Consider the following 15,914-nt stretch of genomic DNA (forward strand, 5'->3'; position numbering starts at 1 on the left):
CCCTGCCACTCCTCGGCCAACGTCCCGAAGGCGATGCGGCCGCGGGTCGGGTCGATCCAGGAGCCGCTCTGGAGCTTGACCAGCTGGTCGGCCTCCCAGCGGCGAGCGTCGGTCTTGCGCGGGAACGACTTCTCGGCGATGACCCGGTGCTCGAAGAACACCTTCGCGCGCCAGGTCACCTTGCCCGAGGGCAACGCCCGCCGCGTGACGGACATCAGCGTCGGCGCGGCTGCGCGGGCTCCCGATCCACCCACGTCGCCGGAATGAGGATGACGGACCCGAGCCGTCGGCACGGGATCTGCTCGGTCTCGGCCAGGTGGTACAGCGTCCGCACGGGCACGCCGAGGACGGCCGCGGCGTCCTTGACGCGGTAGTACTGCCGACGAGGCGTGACGGCCGGAGTGTTCATCTCGGACTGCGACGTCGTGGTCATGGTCGTTCTCCTTCAATGGGTTGGGATCGGTCACCACCGCTCCAGCACAGGTCCATCGGGGACTCGGCTGGGCGGTGGGGTCAAGGGGGTCCGCGTCATCTGTGGACGAAGCGGCGGGATGGCTGGGGGCTGTGGACGACGGGCCGGGAGCGGCGGTTCCGGGGTCTCGGGGTGGTGGGCGGCCCAGGTCTCGGTGGCGGAGGTCTCGGCGTGGCTGGTGGCTAGGATCTGCTCGAGGATCCGGCGCGGGTTCTCGGTGTCGCCGGAGGGTAGGCAGTCGGGGTCGGGGCGGTCGGTGGCGACGTACATCCGGTTCAGGTGCCGGCCCCGGGTCAGGGCGACGTAGAGGTCTTCACGGCCCATGCCGGCGGTGATGACCGTGTGGGTCTCGTCGACGGTCATGCCCTGGCTGCGGGCAGTGGTCGTGGCGTACCCGAGCTCGACGGACTCGGTCACGTAGTCGGCGGGGAGGCGCAGCGTCGGGCCATCGGGGTCGTGGATCGGGCGCACGCGTAGGCCGCCATCGGGCAGGGTCGCTGTGATCTGCCAGAGGTCGCCGTTGCGGACGAAGCCGTCGGCCGTGTGCAGGCGCCGGTTGTTGCGGCGGGTCGTGACGACGTCCCCGACGCCGCCCGTGAGCCCGTCGGCAAGGGTGATGCCGTCAGGGTGGATCTGGCCGGTGCGGATGCGTTCGGCGCGGGTGCGGGCGTTCAGCTCGTTGACGGTGCGCCGGTCCGCCGCCGCGAGCAGCGCGACCCGGCCTTCGGCGGTCGCGGTGGTGGCCGCGTCGATGGCGTCGTCGAGCATGTCGTCGTGTGGCCCGTGGCTGACCCGTTCGTAGCGGATGTAGGCGTCCAGGGCGGCGGGTTGGCGGTGCCGCAGTTTCGAGGGTCGCGCGCGCCTCCCACGGCTCACTGAACCGCCACAAGGACCGCAGTTCCGCGGTGGGGCCGCGACGAGCGAGCATCCCGAACATGCCGCCGGCGTCGACGGCGCCGCGTTGCAGGTGGTCCCCGACGAGCAGCACCTTCGCCTCCGCGGGGGATGCCTGACGGACGAGTTCGGCCAGGGTGCGGGTGTCGGCCATGGACGCTTCGTCGACGATGACCAGATCCCCACGTCGGAACACCCACCGGTCCTGCTCGAGGGCCAGGGCATGGCGGCGCTGGTTGGCGGCCTGCTTGTCCCAATAGCTGCCTCCGGGGGCGTCCAGAACAGTCATCTCGTCCTCGTAGCGCAACGCGCGCGTCATCGCTCCGTTACCGCTGGACTCGAAGACCCACTTCGCGGCGGTCTCACACCGCACCCCCAACGCCGCGGACAGGGTCGCGGCCGCGTTGGCCGAAGGTGCGAGACCGACGACGTTGCCGCGGGTCTGGCGCCACGTGTCGGCAAGCGCGCTCAGGGTGGTGGTTTTGCCTGACCCGGCCGGTCCGACGATCACGTCCAGGCGGCGCGCAGACAGGACGACGGCCTTGGCTGCAGCGCGCTGGTCGTCGGCGAGGTGGGCCATTTGCCGGTCCGCCACCCGCCCGGCGACCACGGACACCCCGATCCCCATGGTGGTCTCGGCGGCGTCCACGACCGTGCGTTCGGCCTCCAACAGCTCGAGCGAGGTGTAGGTCTCCTCCCCGACGCGACGCCGCTCGGGGTCGGGCTCGTCGTCGAGGCGGACACAGCCGGCGCTGGCCAGCGCCACGAGGCCGTTGGTGAGGGCGAGCCGGTCCTGCGGGGTGGCCATGCGCAGCACCATCGATGAGCGCACCGCCGCCGCGCCGAGGTTCCACGTCGACCAGACCGACCGCCGCGTCGAGACATCCTCGACGACCTGCGCGGCAATGGCTGCCCGGACCTCGGGCCCGACGTCGTCGGCGTGCAAGGGGCGGCCGTAGGTGCCGGTCAGGGCGCGGGAGGCCAGGTCGACCGGCTCCCGCCCGGTCAGTGTGCGGGCACGGTTGGCCCAGTCCGCCAGCAGGTCCCGCAGGGCGTGCACGACCTTGGGAGGGCGGGTCTCGCGGGTGAGGTACTGCCGCGCCCGGGTGGTCTCCGTGCGTGAGGGTGCCCGCCCTTGCCGTTGCGTGAACTCGTCCGCCCAGCGCTGTTCGGCGCAGTGGATCTGCTCCGAGCGCGTCGAGAACTCCGTGAGCAGGTCCTCGCCGACGCCGTCGAGCTCGAAGGCTTGGTTGCGCCTCTCACCCCGGTCCCGCAGCGACCACGTGGTGCCGAGTCGACGGGTGACCTCGTCGGCAAGCAGCACGTCGTACAGCTCGGAGACCGTCACCGTCGCGGCGTGGAGCGTGCGACCGTCAACGGACCGCCACACCTCGTCGAGACCCTGGACCTTGTTCGCGACGACGACGTGGGTGTGCAGGTTCGGGTCGCCGGCCCGGGAGTCCCAGTGATCGAACCCGGCAGCGACCATCCCGCGGGTGCGGACCTGCCGGCACCCGGCCGCACCGACCCGCGTCCGGATCACAGAGTGCTCGAGGAACTGCAACGCGGTCGCCAACGCCGCGCGGTGGGCTTCGTACAGCTTCGCGCGGGTCGCGTCGTCGGCCAGACCCCACACCACGGACACCGACTTCGGAGCCGTGAACGTCAGGTCGAAGCCCGCCACCGCATGCCGACCCTCGCCCGAGGGAGCCTTGCGATACGGCGTTCCGAGGGACGCGCCGCTGACCGGATCGCAGCCATCGCGGAACAGCCGCGTCATCGCCGCCTCGGACACGACGCTCCCGACCGGCAGACGTCCGTCGCCGAGCCCGCGCAGCCCGGTCCCGAGCCACCGGCCGGCGGGGTTGCCGGTCTGCTCGTAGTACGCGGTCAGCGAGTCGCCAGCGGACAGGCCGGCGTCACCGGCAGCGACGTGCCGGGTCAGGTACGCGTACCCGTCGCCGACCGTCAGCTTGTGCATCGACATCACCACGTCGAGACCCCCACCCGACGGCACTCACGGCACGTCCTTCTGGGGAGAGGTGCGCGATTGCGCACACAACACGCGACGTCGCGCATCGACACCACCCCCACCCAGCAGCACCATCTGCGTGTGCTGCTACGAGCAGGTGTCGACGAACACCGAGAAGACGCGACGCCCAACCCGGATTCGTCGGGCCCGAAGGGGTGACGGGCGTCGTTGGGGGCGCGCACCAGTCCTCGGACCGGCAGCTGAATCGACACCCCCACGGCGACACCTCCTCGGAGCGGCCCCAGCGGCGAGTGCTCCTAGGTGTAGGTGTGCCAGAGGGTGTGTAACACGCGAGGTCCGCACAAAGTTCGAGCTCGAGCGCCCGTGCGAAAGCTGTCGAAAGGCGCTCCCGGCCCCCAAGTCCCGCCGGCGGAACTGATGCGCCGAGTTGGGGGGCGCCAGTCGTCGCGGTCGTGGCAGCTAGTCAGCGCGAGCGTGCCGCCCACTCGGGTCTGGCGGTGCGCTCCGGCGAGCGACTGCAAGCCATCGCGACCACTTCGCATAGGCGACGGCCAGGAACAGACCACCAAGAGCAAGTGCAATCTGTCCGGCGGTTTCGCGATTGCCCGGCGTGAAGGCGACCAGGCGTGCCCTCCCGGGCTTCTGAGGGTCCGTCAGCACGTCAACGACAGATCCGACGGGGTACACGTCCGCGGCCCTCTTGCCGCCATCGAGGAACTTCGCTTCAGGCGCGATGCCCGGCCAGGTGACCTTCACTTGCCCCGGCACGTCGAGCACCCTTCCTTCGACGACAACCCCACGTTCCCGCAGGACGTGGGCGTCCCACTGCCCACTGGCCGTCAAACCCAGGAGCATCACGGCGATGCCCCCGAACAACGCCGCCGTCGCGGCACCGAGCAGCGGAGACGACGAGTGGCGGAGGAAGCCGATGACCGCAGCCTCGACCCGGGTCATACGCCACGGGAAGCGCAATGGGGCGCGGACAGCGTCGTATGGCCCGATCCCCCTTCGGGCGATCGGGCGCGCTCCAGCATCCGTCGCGCCATGCGTAGCGGCGAGGTTCTGGAGCGTCGCGGCAACTTCGTCCGCACGGGTTCGTGCACCTCGCCACGAACTGAAGTTGGCCTTCTGGACCGCCCAGATCGTCGTCGGGGGAGCGCTGAGCCGAGTAACGGTGATCCCGTCGAAACCCGCCGTCGTCTCGACCACATCGTTCCAAGGCACGGTGACGCCCTCGAACGGGTTTTGGATGCTCAGGCCGATGTCGCTCGCGGTGAGGCGCGGGTGGATCCCGACACGCCACAACGCCACGACGACGAAGGCGCTGAATACCCCGACAAGCGCGGCGGCGAATCTATCGGCGTCGGGCCATATGAGCACCCAGGTGGCGACCGCGACGAGAGCCAGGGTGCCGAGCGCGACACCTATCCGGCTGGCGATCAGTCCGGCTCGACCGACACGCCAGATAATCGGCAGGGGAGTGGCATCGCCCGACGACTCGCGCCTCGGCCCGTCACTGGTACTCACGTGCACATAGTCCCGCAAGCCAACAGGCTCCTTGACCGGTCGTAGTGCCCGTGCCCTGAGCCGCGAGCACTACGACCGACGACTCTTCTTGCACGCCGTGCTCGATGGCTCGCGTGATGGGCTTGGGGTCGTTGCGATCCGATCACGAAAAGTCGCAACGCTCCTGCTCGTTTCGGGACGATCCAATCTGACAGTTTGGATGCGTGGGTGCGCCTTGCATGCGGACCATGCTCTGCCCGGCTGGACGTACCTGCGACGGGCATGGCCTAACTCGCCTGCCGGTCGCCGGGAGCAGTCAGACTTGCGATATGGATCGAAGCGATTGGCCAGTGTGGGGTCTATCCGCATCCGCGAGAGAGCGCGGTGATGAGGTCTGGTCGAGTGACCTCGGCGAGCTGAGTCTCGAACCATTGACGGATGTTCTAGTTCGCTCGATGTCAGACGACAACGGCGCTTTCGGCGCCGCTGAGCAGGACTACTACGCCGAGTGCGTAGTCGACCTTGGGAGACTAATGGAGGAGGTTCGGTTCAGTGTCGGTGCGGCCGTGATGCTCCTCGCTGACTTCAGTGAGCGGTGCCCGGAGGAAGCAGCCCGCCTAGTGGCTCCGCAGGACTGGCCCCATTCGGCGGGGATGCCGGCGTCCGTCGTCGCCCTCCTCTTGCCGTACGTACCGCGCACGCTTCCTCCGAGCGCGCTCGCAGATCGACTCCACGAGTCGATGGGCGCGGAACGGCACCTGAGTCGGTGGTTCGCTGGACAGCTCCTCGATTCGTCGTTGGTGCGCCAGATTTCCTGTCTTGACCGCATCGCAACGCTCATGCACCTAGCAGCCGGCCTGCCAATAGCCTCAACTCGCCGCGGCGAGCTGAGGATGCCGAGCTTTACGCAGAACTTCTTTGACCGGTCGCGCAGCCATTTCGAAGCTAGGCCCGAGTGGATCGAGTTTGAGGCACTCGGCAAGCACGAGCTGCTTGAGTGGGCGAAGGCGGTGCGCGACGGGTACGTGCACCGTCGGCGTTGGCCGTCGGCCCTTCACGGCGATCGAAAGGTGGTCTACGGGTGGACCGACTCGGCGGGCGACTACCAGACTGCGACCTCCGACGGCCTCACGGCCCAGCAGCATGTCGCGGTGCTCGTAGCTATGTGGAACGAGGTCTTGAACCCGGCCGTCCGATCTGCTGGCGCGCTACTTGCGGTCGACTGAGCGCGAGATGGACGTTGTTGGGAGTGAGATCTTCCCGAATCCCTTGGTTCCCGCAATCATCTGCAACCTCGTGGTGAACACTGCGATCACGCGATCACGCGATCACGCGATCACGCGATCACGCGATCACGCGAGAGTGCCTACCGCCCGGTCGGGCTGGACCGAGATTCGTAGAGCGCGGGCCGCCTGACTCGGTTCTGGACCAGGACACATCATCGCTGGGTCGACGACCCGAGCGTCGAGGGCGCGGACGTGGTCGGGGCGCCGTCTCAGTCGCTCTCTACCTAAACTCTGCCGGTCGATTCTGCACCGCCAAGTCTAGGGTCACTATGTGATCGCGGCACGCTCGGGCTGCGGCCTCGAGTGCTCCGTCCGTAAGAACAATCCGGTTGCCCGCAAATGACATCCCGGCGCCCTTCAGTCGGTCCCGGATGCTGCGCTCTCTGAGCAGTTGTTGACGAGTCAGCGACCCCAAGCCGTGAGCGACTGAGTTCCGAGCGTCGGCGAGGACCTCGACCTTATTCCACGCCATTTCGACACCGAGCCAATCGCGGTAGGAACGCTTTTGCTCATCCCATTTGGAAGTGGCTTTTACCACGGCCTCTTGCCAGACCTTGAGGACCGCGGCTCCGCGCGACGGGTTCATGACCAATTCCACTTCGTCAACCAGCCGGTCGGCGCAGAAAGACTCCGTAATCGATACCAGGCGCAGTAACGTCGCCTGGCACTGAATCTGTTCCCTGTCGTCGTCCGTGCCCAACAGGCGTCGCCTGGTGGGGCGAGGAGAGATCCCCGCGACGATGACGCGATGAGCGCCGAGGGTTCGAAATAGGAGGTTGCACGCTGCCTCAGCACGTTCGGTGATGGTCGTCGCAGTCACGTTGTCTCCGGGGTGAGGAGAATTCGATCAAGTTCGTGCTCGGCGGCATCGCGTGCTAGACCGATCTCCAGCTGGCCCAGTCCCCAAAGAGCGAGTTGGCGCCACTCTTCGCCTAAACGATCCAGTCGCTCCTTGATCAAGTGTCCATCGCCTCGCTGGAGCCGGCCCAGGGATGCGGCGGCCGTTGCCGCAACTGCGTCGGACCCCGAGACGACACACTCGGACAGCCACTCGAGATGGCGTCGGCTTGGGCGAGACCCCCGAACCGATCCCGCCGCATCAACGAGCCACAGCGCCTGCCAGTTGCTTAGCAGCTCATGGCCGGCGATCTCGTCCAACGCACTTCGCACGCTGGCCCGCTCTGAGGTTCCAATTTGCGCGTAGGACTCAAGATAGGCCGCAATCTGGGGTGTCAGCGCCGGCTCGAATCTGATGAGTGGCTCGAGGTTGTGGAGCGGTCCTGTGTCTCCAGCTCGGCCAAGCATCGGCAGTGCTCGGCCCAGTAGCGATTGAGTGATCGCCGCCGTTCGACGGGATTGTGCCTCCTCAGATTCGTCCTCCTCAAGCCAGAGTTGCCACGCCCGTGCCGCGGCTCGAGCACGAGCCGCCTCGTTCAACGCATCTAGTGCCTCGCTGTCGTTGGCTATTGCGTCGTCGTCGTCGATTTCTCCGGCAAGGGGCGTGGGGCCGAGAGTCGTGGTTGCGCCATCTTCCGCGATCTCGAAGGTTGCGTCATCTTCCGCGACCTCGAAGATTTCGTCGTCTTCCGTGTAATCCGACTCCAGGAGAAGAGAAAGGTCGATTGCGGAGTGGTCAGAGTCGACGAAGAGTCGCTCCTCGGCGTCCGCAAATGATGTGAGAGACGACCGGTAGTTATCGGCGCCGTACGTGTAGGTCTTCCGCTCGTTGAGGACCAGTCCTATCGCTCTAGCTTCACTTGCGCAGAGCTCGACCGCTTTGCGGGCGCCCCCGAGGCTGGAAGTAGCGATCCTAAAGTCATCGGCGTATGTGAAGGTCTCGACTCCGCTTCGTCGCATGCGGCGGCGTACTGGATCGATATACGTGTCCCCGAGAATGTCGCTTGATGCGTGGACCTGAGGCAAACCGACGCCACGCCCCATCATGGCCGACAGAAGTTCAACGAGGCTATTGACTACAACCTCGTCCCCTGTCTGCGCGATCAGTTGCTCTGCGAGAATGTCGTGATCGACGAACTCGTAATATGAAGTCACATCAGTCTTTGTAACGTACGCTACGTCGGGCACGTCTAGTGGTGCGCGGTGGAAATCAGCTATACGTGGTCGGGATGACAGGTGCGCTGGCAAGGAACCAGCGAGCGCCGTCACAAGAGCGCGGTACAGGACCCGGTCCTCAAGCGTCATGACGCTCAGTGGTCGGGCGCCCCGCCAACCCTTGTCCGCAAACAGTGTGCCGGCACGCGATCCCGCGTCGCCGCGGCGCAGTCGCGGACGCAGCCACCGTTCTACCTGAGGTGCGTGCCGCGCGAGTGCGGCGTGATCCCACCTGCGAGGCATTAGCCGGTACTTCGATAGAAGTTCCTGCTCGGTTGCCGGCAACAGGTCGAGCTGTTGCATGGGCGGACGCGACATCATGTTGCGAGCCTGCCGTACGCGCGGTTCCTTGTCAGGCAATGTTGATGGTCGCGATCGAGTTGTGGATGCCGACGGTGCCAATCGAGCCTCGGGCAAGACCTCCGCAAGTGTCTATGGAGAAATCCTGCCAGCAGGTCGCCGGTAGCCGCGTGGCAGCCTGCCCACCGCGGACGGTGACCGTTCAGGTCAAACGGCAATCAGAGGTCGGCACACCCGTTCGCGTGTCGCTCACGTCAGCACGTGGTCAGCACGTGGTCAGCAGATGCGTCGGACCGGCCGCGATCCTTGAACTACTTGCATGTGTTTCTGCAGGTCACGGCGCTACGAGGGTTACCGGGTCGAACTCCTAAAGCGGGTGTCGGCGCGGCGACACCCGCTGGCACTCCGGCTCCGCACTCGCAAGCCCGGGCGATGAGCTGACGCCATTTGATGGACCGTCACGCCTGGCTGCTCGATCGATAGACAGTTCGACGACATGATGCCGTCGATGCGATGGATGTCCGAGCGCGGTTGCTCTGCTTTCAATCTCGTAGGCAGATCGTTGCAACCGTTTCGCCGCATGGGGAGCGTGTTCGGGCGACGAATTTGCGGTGCGGGAGCCTTCAACAGCGTGGGGCCTTGTTGAAGGCTGCTGACCGATCCTTGCCTGTGGTCAACCGCGATTCAGACGCCGTCGAGGATGCCGCGCAGGGTGGCGGTGTAGTCGTCGAGCGCCTGGCGTCCGGAGGGGGTGAGCGCGACCGTGGTGAGAGATACGGTCCCGTTCCTGGACTTCTCGCTGCTGATGTAGTCGGCGTCCTGGAGCTTGCGCAGGTGGATGATCAGGTTGCCGGGGGTGAGGCCGATCAAGTCCTGCAGCCGGGTGAACGAGATCGTGTCCCCTTCGGGCAGCGCCGCGAGCGTCGCGACGATCTTCAGCCTTGTGGGTACGTGGATCAGCGGGTCGAGTGCATTGTCGTTCATGGGCGCGCCGTCATCGGCGTTGCTGCCGTGCGGTGGCGACGGCGGCCTGGCCGAGGAGCACCGCGCACAGGCCCACGCCCGCGACCGCCCACGACCCGGCGGGCCCCGCGAACAAGCCGACGACACCGACCACGACGACCGCGGTCCCGTTGGCACAGTCGCGCCAATCTGCCCGCGCCGCCATCAGGACAGCCCAAGCCAGGCCGGGGATGATCAGGACCGTGGTCGGGTACTCGCTGTAGGTCACCCCGGCGGCGGCCAGCACCACGATCATCACGGGCGCAGCGATCCAGGCCAGCGCGGCGACGGTGATCTCGCTCGGACGAAGTCGGGACCTGCCCTGAACGCCGGTCAGCGCGCGGTGTCGCACAGCGACCGTGGCGGCGAAGTTGACCACGATGAAGGCGATCAGGACGGGGATGTCTGCGGTCGTGGGGCCACGGTAGGGGTGCTGTCCTCGCACCGAGAGCCAGACCGCGCCGAGGGCGGCCAGGACCATCAGCGCTCGGGTCTCCAGGAGCCATGGCGGGCTGGGCGCGAGCCGGCGGCGTGCCTGCTGCGTGGCCCTGTCGAGCAGGGCGGCGGCCTGTGAGGGATCGAAGGGACCGCCGTTGTCCGCCGCAGCATGAGGTGTGTGCGTCATGATGTCTACCTCGCTCTACTCTATGATGCAAAGTAGACTACTTTGCGGCGCAAAGTCAAGGCTTGCCAACCACCCGGACGGCCGCTGCCGCCGAGCCGGTCCGTCTCGGTACGCTCGCGACCGCCATCTGCTCGCACCGGCCCGGGAGGACGCGTGACCCGCACACCCGGCCCGACGTCCTTGACGGTCCTCGTTCTGGCCACGTGCATCGCATTCCTGACCGCCGGATGTGGAACCGACTCCCGGTTCGATGGCCCGTCGGAGGTGGGCGACAACGAACCACTAGGGCGTGTCGCGGTCGAACCCACTGAGGTAGCGCCGCCCGTCGAGCCGGCACCGCAGGCTGTCGCCCTGTGGGAATGTCACTACGTGCCGACGTACGACGATGACTGGCACAACGACGTCCTGTGTTCCGACGGCGTCGACGAAGATCGCCCGTACCTCCGAGAAGGCGACTCGTACATCACCGAGGACGAGATCATGGCCTCGGCCCAGGAGTACCAGAACCAGCTCAACGCGTCGTAACCCGCCGGGTATGACAATCTTCCGCAGTGACTGATCAGCAAACTGCGGGAGACGATCGCACGGCGGCCGACCCGGCGCCGAACGACCGCGTGTCGTCGATCTTCCGGTTCACCACGGAGCTGGTGGCGTGGATCGCCACGCCGTGGGTGTTGTCCCGTCATTCGGTGGTGCTCGCGGTCCTGAGCGTGGTCGTCCTCATCGGGGTGCCGACGATCTTCGGCACGATCGGCGACCGGGGCCACGGACGGCCGCCGGTGCCGGTCCCCGGTTTCGTGACGATCGGCATCGTGCTGATGGAGTTCACCGCCGCGGTCGTCGCGAGCTGGCTGCTGATGCCGACGATCGCCGCGATCGTCGTCACGGCCCTCGTTGCGGTCGGGGTCGTGACCGAGCAGCCGCGCTGGCGCTGGCTGCTGCGGCACAGCTGATCGGGACCGGGTCGGCCGAGGCGCCGATGACGCCTGCCGTGCGATCGGTCGTCAGCCGCCGAGATAAGGATCGGCCCACGCGCTGATGATGCGTGCAGCGCGCTGGGCCTGGGTGCCCTGGGTGAGGAGATGGTCGGCTCCCTCCAGCGACACGAAGCTGCGGGGATGCCTCGCGGCCCGGAAGATGTCGCTGGCGTTGCCGATGCCCACCGTGTTGTCGGTGGGCGAGTGCAGGACGAGCAGCGCCTTGCGCAGGGTGCGGATCCGATCGTGCAGATCCGCGGCGCGTACGTCGTCGATGAAGTGCCGGCGCAGCGTGAGCGCCTTCCCTCCGATGAGGAACGGCGCCTCCCCGTCCTGGAGGATCCGCTCGATGAGCGCGTCGTAGGTGTGCTCGACGTGCGCGGGGTCGTACGGGGCGCCGATGCTCGCCACGGCGCGCACGGAGTCGACCAGGTGCGCCGTGGCGATGACGGCGGACCCGCCGAACGAGTGCCCCACCAGCAGGTGGATGGGTCGGCCGGAGCCCTCCATGAACCTGACCGCTTGTGCGGTGTCGGCGACCTTGATCGAGAACGATCCGTCGCCCCAGTCGCCCTCGGAGCCGCCGAGGCCGAGGTTGTCGAAGCGCAGCATGCCGATGCCCTCGGACGCGAGCTGCTTGCAGATCCGGCTCGCCGCCGGCGAGTCCTTGCCCATGGTGAACCCGTGCGCGAAGACGCCCCATCCCCGGACCGGCCCCTGGGGGTGGTCGATGAGGCCCGCGAGCCGCGGCCCGGTCGAGCTGGTGAACCACACCCGTTCGGCCATGTCGGGTGCCCTCCTGTCGGCCTGCCCATCACCGCCGTCGCGCCGAGGCTAGCGGGGCCACGACGTTGGGGCAGGCGTACGATAGTTAACGATGTGTCGCTACGTATCACGAACGAGAGGACGCTGACATGCACCACCACGGCAGGGGACCGCTCGGTCCTGACTTGAGCAGCTTCGCGCGCACGTTTGCCGGCTTCGGCATGGGCGGCCCCGGACCCGGGTTCGGGCAGCCCGGGCGGGCGCGTCGCGGGGACATCCGCACCGCCGTGCTGCGGGTGCTGGCCGACGAGCCGATGCACGGCTACCAGATCATCCAGGAGATCTCCGCGCGCAGCGGCGGCACCTGGAACCCCAGCGCGGGCTCGGTCTACCCCACCCTGCAGCTGCTGGCCGACGAGGGCCTGGTCGTCGCCAAGGAGACCGGAGGCAAGAAGGTCTTCTCGCTGACGGACGCCGGCACGGCGGCGGTGGCCGACCTGGCCGACGAGCCGGCGCCGTGGGACGTCGCGGCCGCGAGCTCGGACCAGAGCGGTTTCGGCGCGCTGCGCGAGGCCGGCGGGCGACTGGCCGCGGCGGTGCTGCAGATCGGCAGGTCCGGCGACAAGACTCAGATCATGTCGACCATCGAGATCCTCAACACCGCGCGCAAGCAGGTCTACACGCTGCTCGCCCAGGACTGAGACGTGACGGAGTCCCCTCGACTGCGCGCACGCTACCGACGCATCGTCACCTTCTTCGCGGGGGTGATGGCGCGGTTCATCTTCTGGGAGATCGTGCTGCCCAAGATCGGGCTGCGGCGGTGGTCGGACGGCAACCGGAGCACCCGTAACCGTCACACGGCGGTTCGGTTCCGGGCGCTGGCGCTGTCGATGGGCGGCCTGATGATCAAGGTCGGGCAGTTCCTCTCGGCGCGCCTGGACGTGCTGCCGGCCGAGATCACCGACGAGCTGGCCGGGCTGCAGGATGAGGTGCCGCCGGCCGCGTTCGCCGACATCCGGGAACGCGCCGAGGCCGAGCTGGGCCGCACGCTGGCGCAGGCCTTCCTGAGCTTCGACGAGACGCCGCTGGCAGCGGCGTCCCTCGGACAGGCGCACCGAGCCGTGCTCCGGGACGCCGATGCCGTCGAGACCGGCTTCGCCCAGGTCGTCGTGAAGGTGCAGCGGCCGGAGATCGACCAGATCGTCGACGTCGACCTGGCGGCCCTGCGACGGGTGGGCGGGTGGCTGACCCGGTACAAGCCGATCAGCTCCCGCGCCGACGTGCCGGCCCTCGTCGAGGAGTTCGCGACGACCACGCTCGAGGAGCTCGACTACACGGCCGAGGCGCGCAACGCCGAGCATTTCCGCTGGGTGTTCGAGAACGACGACCAGGTGCTGGTGCCGCGGGTGGCCTGGGAACACTCCCGGCTGCGCGTCCTGACGCTCGAGGACGTGTCGGCGATCCGCCTGGGCGACTACGACGCGATCACCGCCGCCGGCATCGACCGCGCGAGGGTGGCCGAGAAGCTGGTCGAGACGTACCTGCAGCAGATCTTCGACGACGGCGTCTTCCACGCCGACCCGCACCCGGGAAACCTCTTCGTGGAGCCGCTGGAGGGAAAGACCGGGGGTTTCCGTCTGACGTTCATCGACTTCGGCATGGTGGGACGGGTGCCCGACACGCTCCGCACGTCGCTGCGCGAGGCGCTGATTGCGGTGGGCACCCAGGACTCGGCCCGCCTGGTCAACGCCTTCACCGCCATGGGTGTCCTGCTGCCCACCGCCGACACCAAGCTCATGGACCTGGCCGTGGCCCAGGTGTTCGACCGCTTCGGCGGCATGGCGATGAGCGACCTGCGCAACATCAGCCAGAAGGAGATGCGGGACATCGGCCTGCAGTTCCGTGAGCTCCTGGTGAGCATGCCGTTCCAGCTGCCGGAGAACCTCCTGCTGCTCGGGCGCACGCTCGCGGTCCTGTCCGGGATGTGCGCGGGGCTGAACCCCGAGTTCAACCTGTGGACCTCGATCACCCCGTACGCCACCAAGCTGGTCTCCGGGGACGAGGGTGGGCTCTGGAAGACGGTCACCTCGGAGGGCACCAAGATCGCGCAGTCGCTGCTGGCCCTGCCGGCGCGCGCCGACCGGATCCTGACCCTCGTCGAACGCGGGGACCTGTCGGTCAGGACGCCGCTGCTCGACCTGCGGGTCCGCCAGCTGGACCGCTCGGTGCAGCGGATCCCCATGGCGATCGTGTTCGCGGCGTTCCTGCTCGCCGGCGCGGTGCTCTTCCCGTCCGAGCCGACGTTGGCCAAGGTGCTGATGGCCGTGTCCGTGCTGCCGTTGATCGGCGCGCTCCGGCGGGGACCGCGGCGCCGGTAGGCGCTGACGGGCCGTCGGCGAGAGCCCCGGGGTGCGCCACCACGCGAGTGCGCAGTCGTGGAATCCATCAACCTGCGGCCCCACTGGTTCGACGAGGTTGACGTGGCGCGGATGCCCACCTTGGGCCAGCAGTCGGGAGCGGCTGGGAGACTGCGCCGTGTGACGGCGTACATCCACCAGGCGGCCTGGGCTCGGCTGGTGTTCGGCACCACGGTCGGGGCGTTCATCGTCGGTGAGTTCTCGCAGGCGGTGAAGCGCCGTCGTGGTGCCTCGCGCGTGGACCTGCGAGGCGAAGCCGCGTTCCGTGTCGTGTTCTTCGCCGGCATCCTGATGCTGCCGCTGGGTGCGAGCCTCGCGCCGGGGGCCGTGCTCGAGGGTGCCGGGGTCTTCGTCCTGGGCGCGGTCGTCGGATGGCTCGGTCTGATCCTGCGGTGGTGGTCGTTCGCCACCTTGGGCAGGTACTTCACGATCGTGGTGCAGACCTCGGCGGATCAGGTGGTCGTCAGTCGCGGGCCCTATCGACTTCTGAGACATCCCAGCTACACGGGGCTGCTCGCGGCCCTGGTCGGCGTCGGCCTGATGCTCGGCAACTGGGTAGGCGTCTGCGCCTCCTTCGTTCTGATCCTGCTGGCGCTGATCGCCCGTCTCCGACGAGAGGAGCGCGCCATGATCGACACCCTGGGCGACGCCTACCTCGACTTCGCCAAGGACCGCGCCCGACTGGTCCCCTTCATCTGGTGAACGGCTGACCCGAGCGGGGTCGGCTCAGCCCGCGGGCGCAACCCAGCGGGACTAGAAGAGGATCCGGTGATCGCGCAGCTGACGGGCGACCGTTGCCTGCTGGCGCTCGGTGGAGTCGTCGTCGACGAGTGCGGTCTCGTCCGAGCGGCCCGACAGCAGCCGGAACAGCGACACGCAGTCCACGGCGATCGTCGGAGCCGCGTCGGCTGCGCCCACCCGCCAGGTGCCTTCGACGCGGCCGGTCAGGACGAGTCGGAACGGTGCTCCGCTCCAGCCTCGCTGGAGGTCGCGCACCAGCTGGCCGACGATCGTCGCCTCCGCCCCGCTGTCGTGCATGGCGCGACCCGTGGCGCGAGCGATGTCGACCCGGTGCATCCACACGTCGCGGGTGTAGGTGACGTCGAGCAGGTATCCCAGAGTGTCGCCGGGCAGCGCGGCAGGGTCCGGCAGCGCCCGGCGGCGGATGAGGCCGGGGACCCTGGCTCGGGCCGCCGGTGCCTTCGGCGTCAGTGCGACGAGCTCCGCGACGACCTCGTCGTCCGACGTCGGTGCGCGGTCGGCGATCTGTTGGGCGGTCAGGGCATCCGCGAGCGCCGACCCGCGCAAGCGGGTGCGCGCAGTGACCATGTGCCGCACCAGGACCATCGGATGGACGGCTTCGTCGGCCGCTCCGGTGAGGTGTGCCACGACGTCACGCACCGTCCAGCCTGCGCAGTCGGTGGGGCTACGGAAGTCCTCGGACGTCAGCGCGCGCACATCGTCGATCAGCGCGGACAGCTCCGCCGTGGCGGCGTCGACGGCATCCGCTCGCGACGTCATCTCGACCGTGGCACTCATCGGACCTTCTCTCCTGGGCGGCTACG

15 protein-coding genes are annotated in these 15,914 nt (G+C 68.1%); 6 read left to right on the forward strand and 9 right to left on the reverse strand.

Annotated elements, in window-relative coordinates; all coding sequences use genetic code 11:
• Positions 1–214: 214 nt before the first annotated feature.
• From ACPPVS_RS02535 to ACPPVS_RS02545, 3 genes are all read right to left on the reverse strand, one after another.
• Positions 215–433 (reverse strand): helix-turn-helix domain-containing protein, encoded by a 219-nt coding sequence (locus ACPPVS_RS02535; RefSeq protein WP_426594402.1) that lies wholly within the window; start codon positions 431–433, stop codon positions 215–217.
• 661 nt (positions 434–1,094) lie between these two features.
• The gene (mobF, locus tag ACPPVS_RS02540; protein ID WP_426594403.1) at positions 1,095–3,347 is read right to left on the reverse strand and encodes a MobF family relaxase; all 2,253 of its coding nucleotides are present in this window, start codon (positions 3,345–3,347) and stop codon (positions 1,095–1,097) included.
• 471 nt (positions 3,348–3,818) lie between these two features.
• Positions 3,819–4,886, reverse strand: a complete 1,068-nt coding sequence (locus ACPPVS_RS02545) for a DUF3592 domain-containing protein (protein WP_426594404.1) — start codon at positions 4,884–4,886, stop codon at positions 3,819–3,821.
• A gap of 434 nt (positions 4,887–5,320) precedes the next feature.
• Between ACPPVS_RS02545 and ACPPVS_RS02550 the strand changes: the two genes are divergently transcribed.
• On the forward strand, positions 5,321–6,091 hold the full coding sequence (locus ACPPVS_RS02550) for a hypothetical protein (protein ID WP_426594405.1): 771 nt from the start codon (positions 5,321–5,323) through the stop codon (positions 6,089–6,091).
• 280 nt (positions 6,092–6,371) lie between these two features.
• Here ACPPVS_RS02550 and ACPPVS_RS02555 read toward each other — a convergent pair whose 3' ends face one another.
• The 4 genes from ACPPVS_RS02555 to ACPPVS_RS02570 all read right to left on the reverse strand — a co-directional run bounded on the left by ACPPVS_RS02555 (position 6,372) and on the right by ACPPVS_RS02570 (position 10,190).
• Positions 6,372–6,971 carry a hypothetical protein gene (locus ACPPVS_RS02555; protein WP_426594406.1) on the reverse strand — a complete coding sequence of 200 codons (600 nt, stop codon included), beginning with the start codon at positions 6,969–6,971 and terminating at the stop codon, positions 6,372–6,374.
• Entirely contained in the window at positions 6,968–8,353 is a 1,386-nt protein-coding gene (locus tag ACPPVS_RS02560; RefSeq protein WP_426594407.1) for an RNA-directed DNA polymerase, read from the reverse strand. The genes ACPPVS_RS02555 and ACPPVS_RS02560 overlap by 4 nt, the downstream gene beginning before the upstream one ends.
• Before the next feature lie 894 nt (positions 8,354–9,247).
• Complete coding sequence (locus tag ACPPVS_RS02565) at positions 9,248–9,547, reverse strand: transcriptional regulator (RefSeq protein WP_426594409.1); 300 nt, start codon at positions 9,545–9,547, stop codon at positions 9,248–9,250.
• Positions 9,548–9,557: 10 nt separating this feature from the next.
• Entirely contained in the window at positions 9,558–10,190 is a 633-nt protein-coding gene (locus tag ACPPVS_RS02570) for a hypothetical protein (protein WP_426594410.1), read from the reverse strand.
• Between the two features lie 153 nt (positions 10,191–10,343).
• Between ACPPVS_RS02570 and ACPPVS_RS02575 the strand changes: the two genes are divergently transcribed.
• The gene (locus ACPPVS_RS02575; protein WP_426594411.1) at positions 10,344–10,715 is read left to right on the forward strand and encodes a hypothetical protein; all 372 of its coding nucleotides are present in this window, start codon (positions 10,344–10,346) and stop codon (positions 10,713–10,715) included.
• A 26-nt stretch (positions 10,716–10,741) separates the two neighbouring features.
• On the forward strand, positions 10,742–11,143 hold the full coding sequence (locus tag ACPPVS_RS02580) for a hypothetical protein (RefSeq protein ID WP_426594412.1): 402 nt from the start codon (positions 10,742–10,744) through the stop codon (positions 11,141–11,143).
• Between the two features lie 51 nt (positions 11,144–11,194).
• On the opposite strand, the gene ACPPVS_RS02585 is transcribed toward ACPPVS_RS02580, so the two are convergent.
• Positions 11,195–11,953: an alpha/beta hydrolase family protein gene (locus tag ACPPVS_RS02585; RefSeq protein ID WP_426594413.1), complete on the reverse strand. Its 759-nt coding sequence runs from the start codon at positions 11,951–11,953 to the stop codon at positions 11,195–11,197.
• Between the two features lie 164 nt (positions 11,954–12,117).
• On the opposite strand from ACPPVS_RS02585, the gene ACPPVS_RS02590 reads away from it, so the two are divergent.
• The 3 genes from ACPPVS_RS02590 (at position 12,118) to ACPPVS_RS02600 (ending at position 15,051) form a co-directional block, all read left to right on the forward strand.
• The gene (locus tag ACPPVS_RS02590; RefSeq protein ID WP_426594414.1) at positions 12,118–12,633 is read left to right on the forward strand and encodes a PadR family transcriptional regulator; all 516 of its coding nucleotides are present in this window, start codon (positions 12,118–12,120) and stop codon (positions 12,631–12,633) included.
• A gap of 3 nt (positions 12,634–12,636) precedes the next feature.
• Positions 12,637–14,310: an ABC1 kinase family protein gene (locus ACPPVS_RS02595; RefSeq protein ID WP_426594415.1), complete on the forward strand. Its 1,674-nt coding sequence runs from the start codon at positions 12,637–12,639 to the stop codon at positions 14,308–14,310.
• A gap of 159 nt (positions 14,311–14,469) precedes the next feature.
• Positions 14,470–15,051, forward strand: a complete 582-nt coding sequence (locus tag ACPPVS_RS02600) for a methyltransferase family protein (protein ID WP_426594416.1) — start codon at positions 14,470–14,472, stop codon at positions 15,049–15,051.
• Positions 15,052–15,102: 51 nt separating this feature from the next.
• Here ACPPVS_RS02600 and ACPPVS_RS02605 read toward each other — a convergent pair whose 3' ends face one another.
• Complete coding sequence (locus ACPPVS_RS02605; RefSeq protein ID WP_426594417.1) at positions 15,103–15,888, reverse strand: maleylpyruvate isomerase family mycothiol-dependent enzyme; 786 nt, start codon at positions 15,886–15,888, stop codon at positions 15,103–15,105.
• Positions 15,889–15,914: the final 26 nt, after the last annotated feature.

The organism is Cellulomonas sp. McL0617, assembly GCF_049994875.1.
Classification (GTDB): Bacteria; Actinomycetota; Actinomycetes; order Actinomycetales; family Cellulomonadaceae; genus Cellulomonas.

Bases quoted from the DNA above. Each gene is read 5' to 3' on its own strand.
- ACPPVS_RS02605 (WP_426594417.1), bottom strand. From the start codon at position 15,888: ATGAGTGCCACGGTCGAGATGACGTCGCGAGCGGATGCCGTCGACGCC.
- ACPPVS_RS02585 (WP_426594413.1), bottom strand. From the start codon at position 11,953: ATGGCCGAACGGGTGTGGTTCACCAGCTCGACCGGGCCGCGGCTCGCG.
- ACPPVS_RS02560 (WP_426594407.1), bottom strand. From the start codon at position 8,353: ATGACGCTTGAGGACCGGGTCCTGTACCGCGCTCTTGTGACGGCGCTC.
- mobF (WP_426594403.1), bottom strand. From the start codon at position 3,347: ATGCACAAGCTGACGGTCGGCGACGGGTACGCGTACCTGACCCGGCAC.
- ACPPVS_RS02570 (WP_426594410.1), bottom strand. From the start codon at position 10,190: ATGACGCACACACCTCATGCTGCGGCGGACAACGGCGGTCCCTTCGAT.
- ACPPVS_RS02535 (WP_426594402.1), bottom strand. From the start codon at position 433: ATGACCACGACGTCGCAGTCCGAGATGAACACTCCGGCCGTCACGCCT.
- ACPPVS_RS02550 (WP_426594405.1), top strand. From the start codon at position 5,321: ATGTCAGACGACAACGGCGCTTTCGGCGCCGCTGAGCAGGACTACTAC.
- ACPPVS_RS02565 (WP_426594409.1), bottom strand. From the start codon at position 9,547: ATGAACGACAATGCACTCGACCCGCTGATCCACGTACCCACAAGGCTG.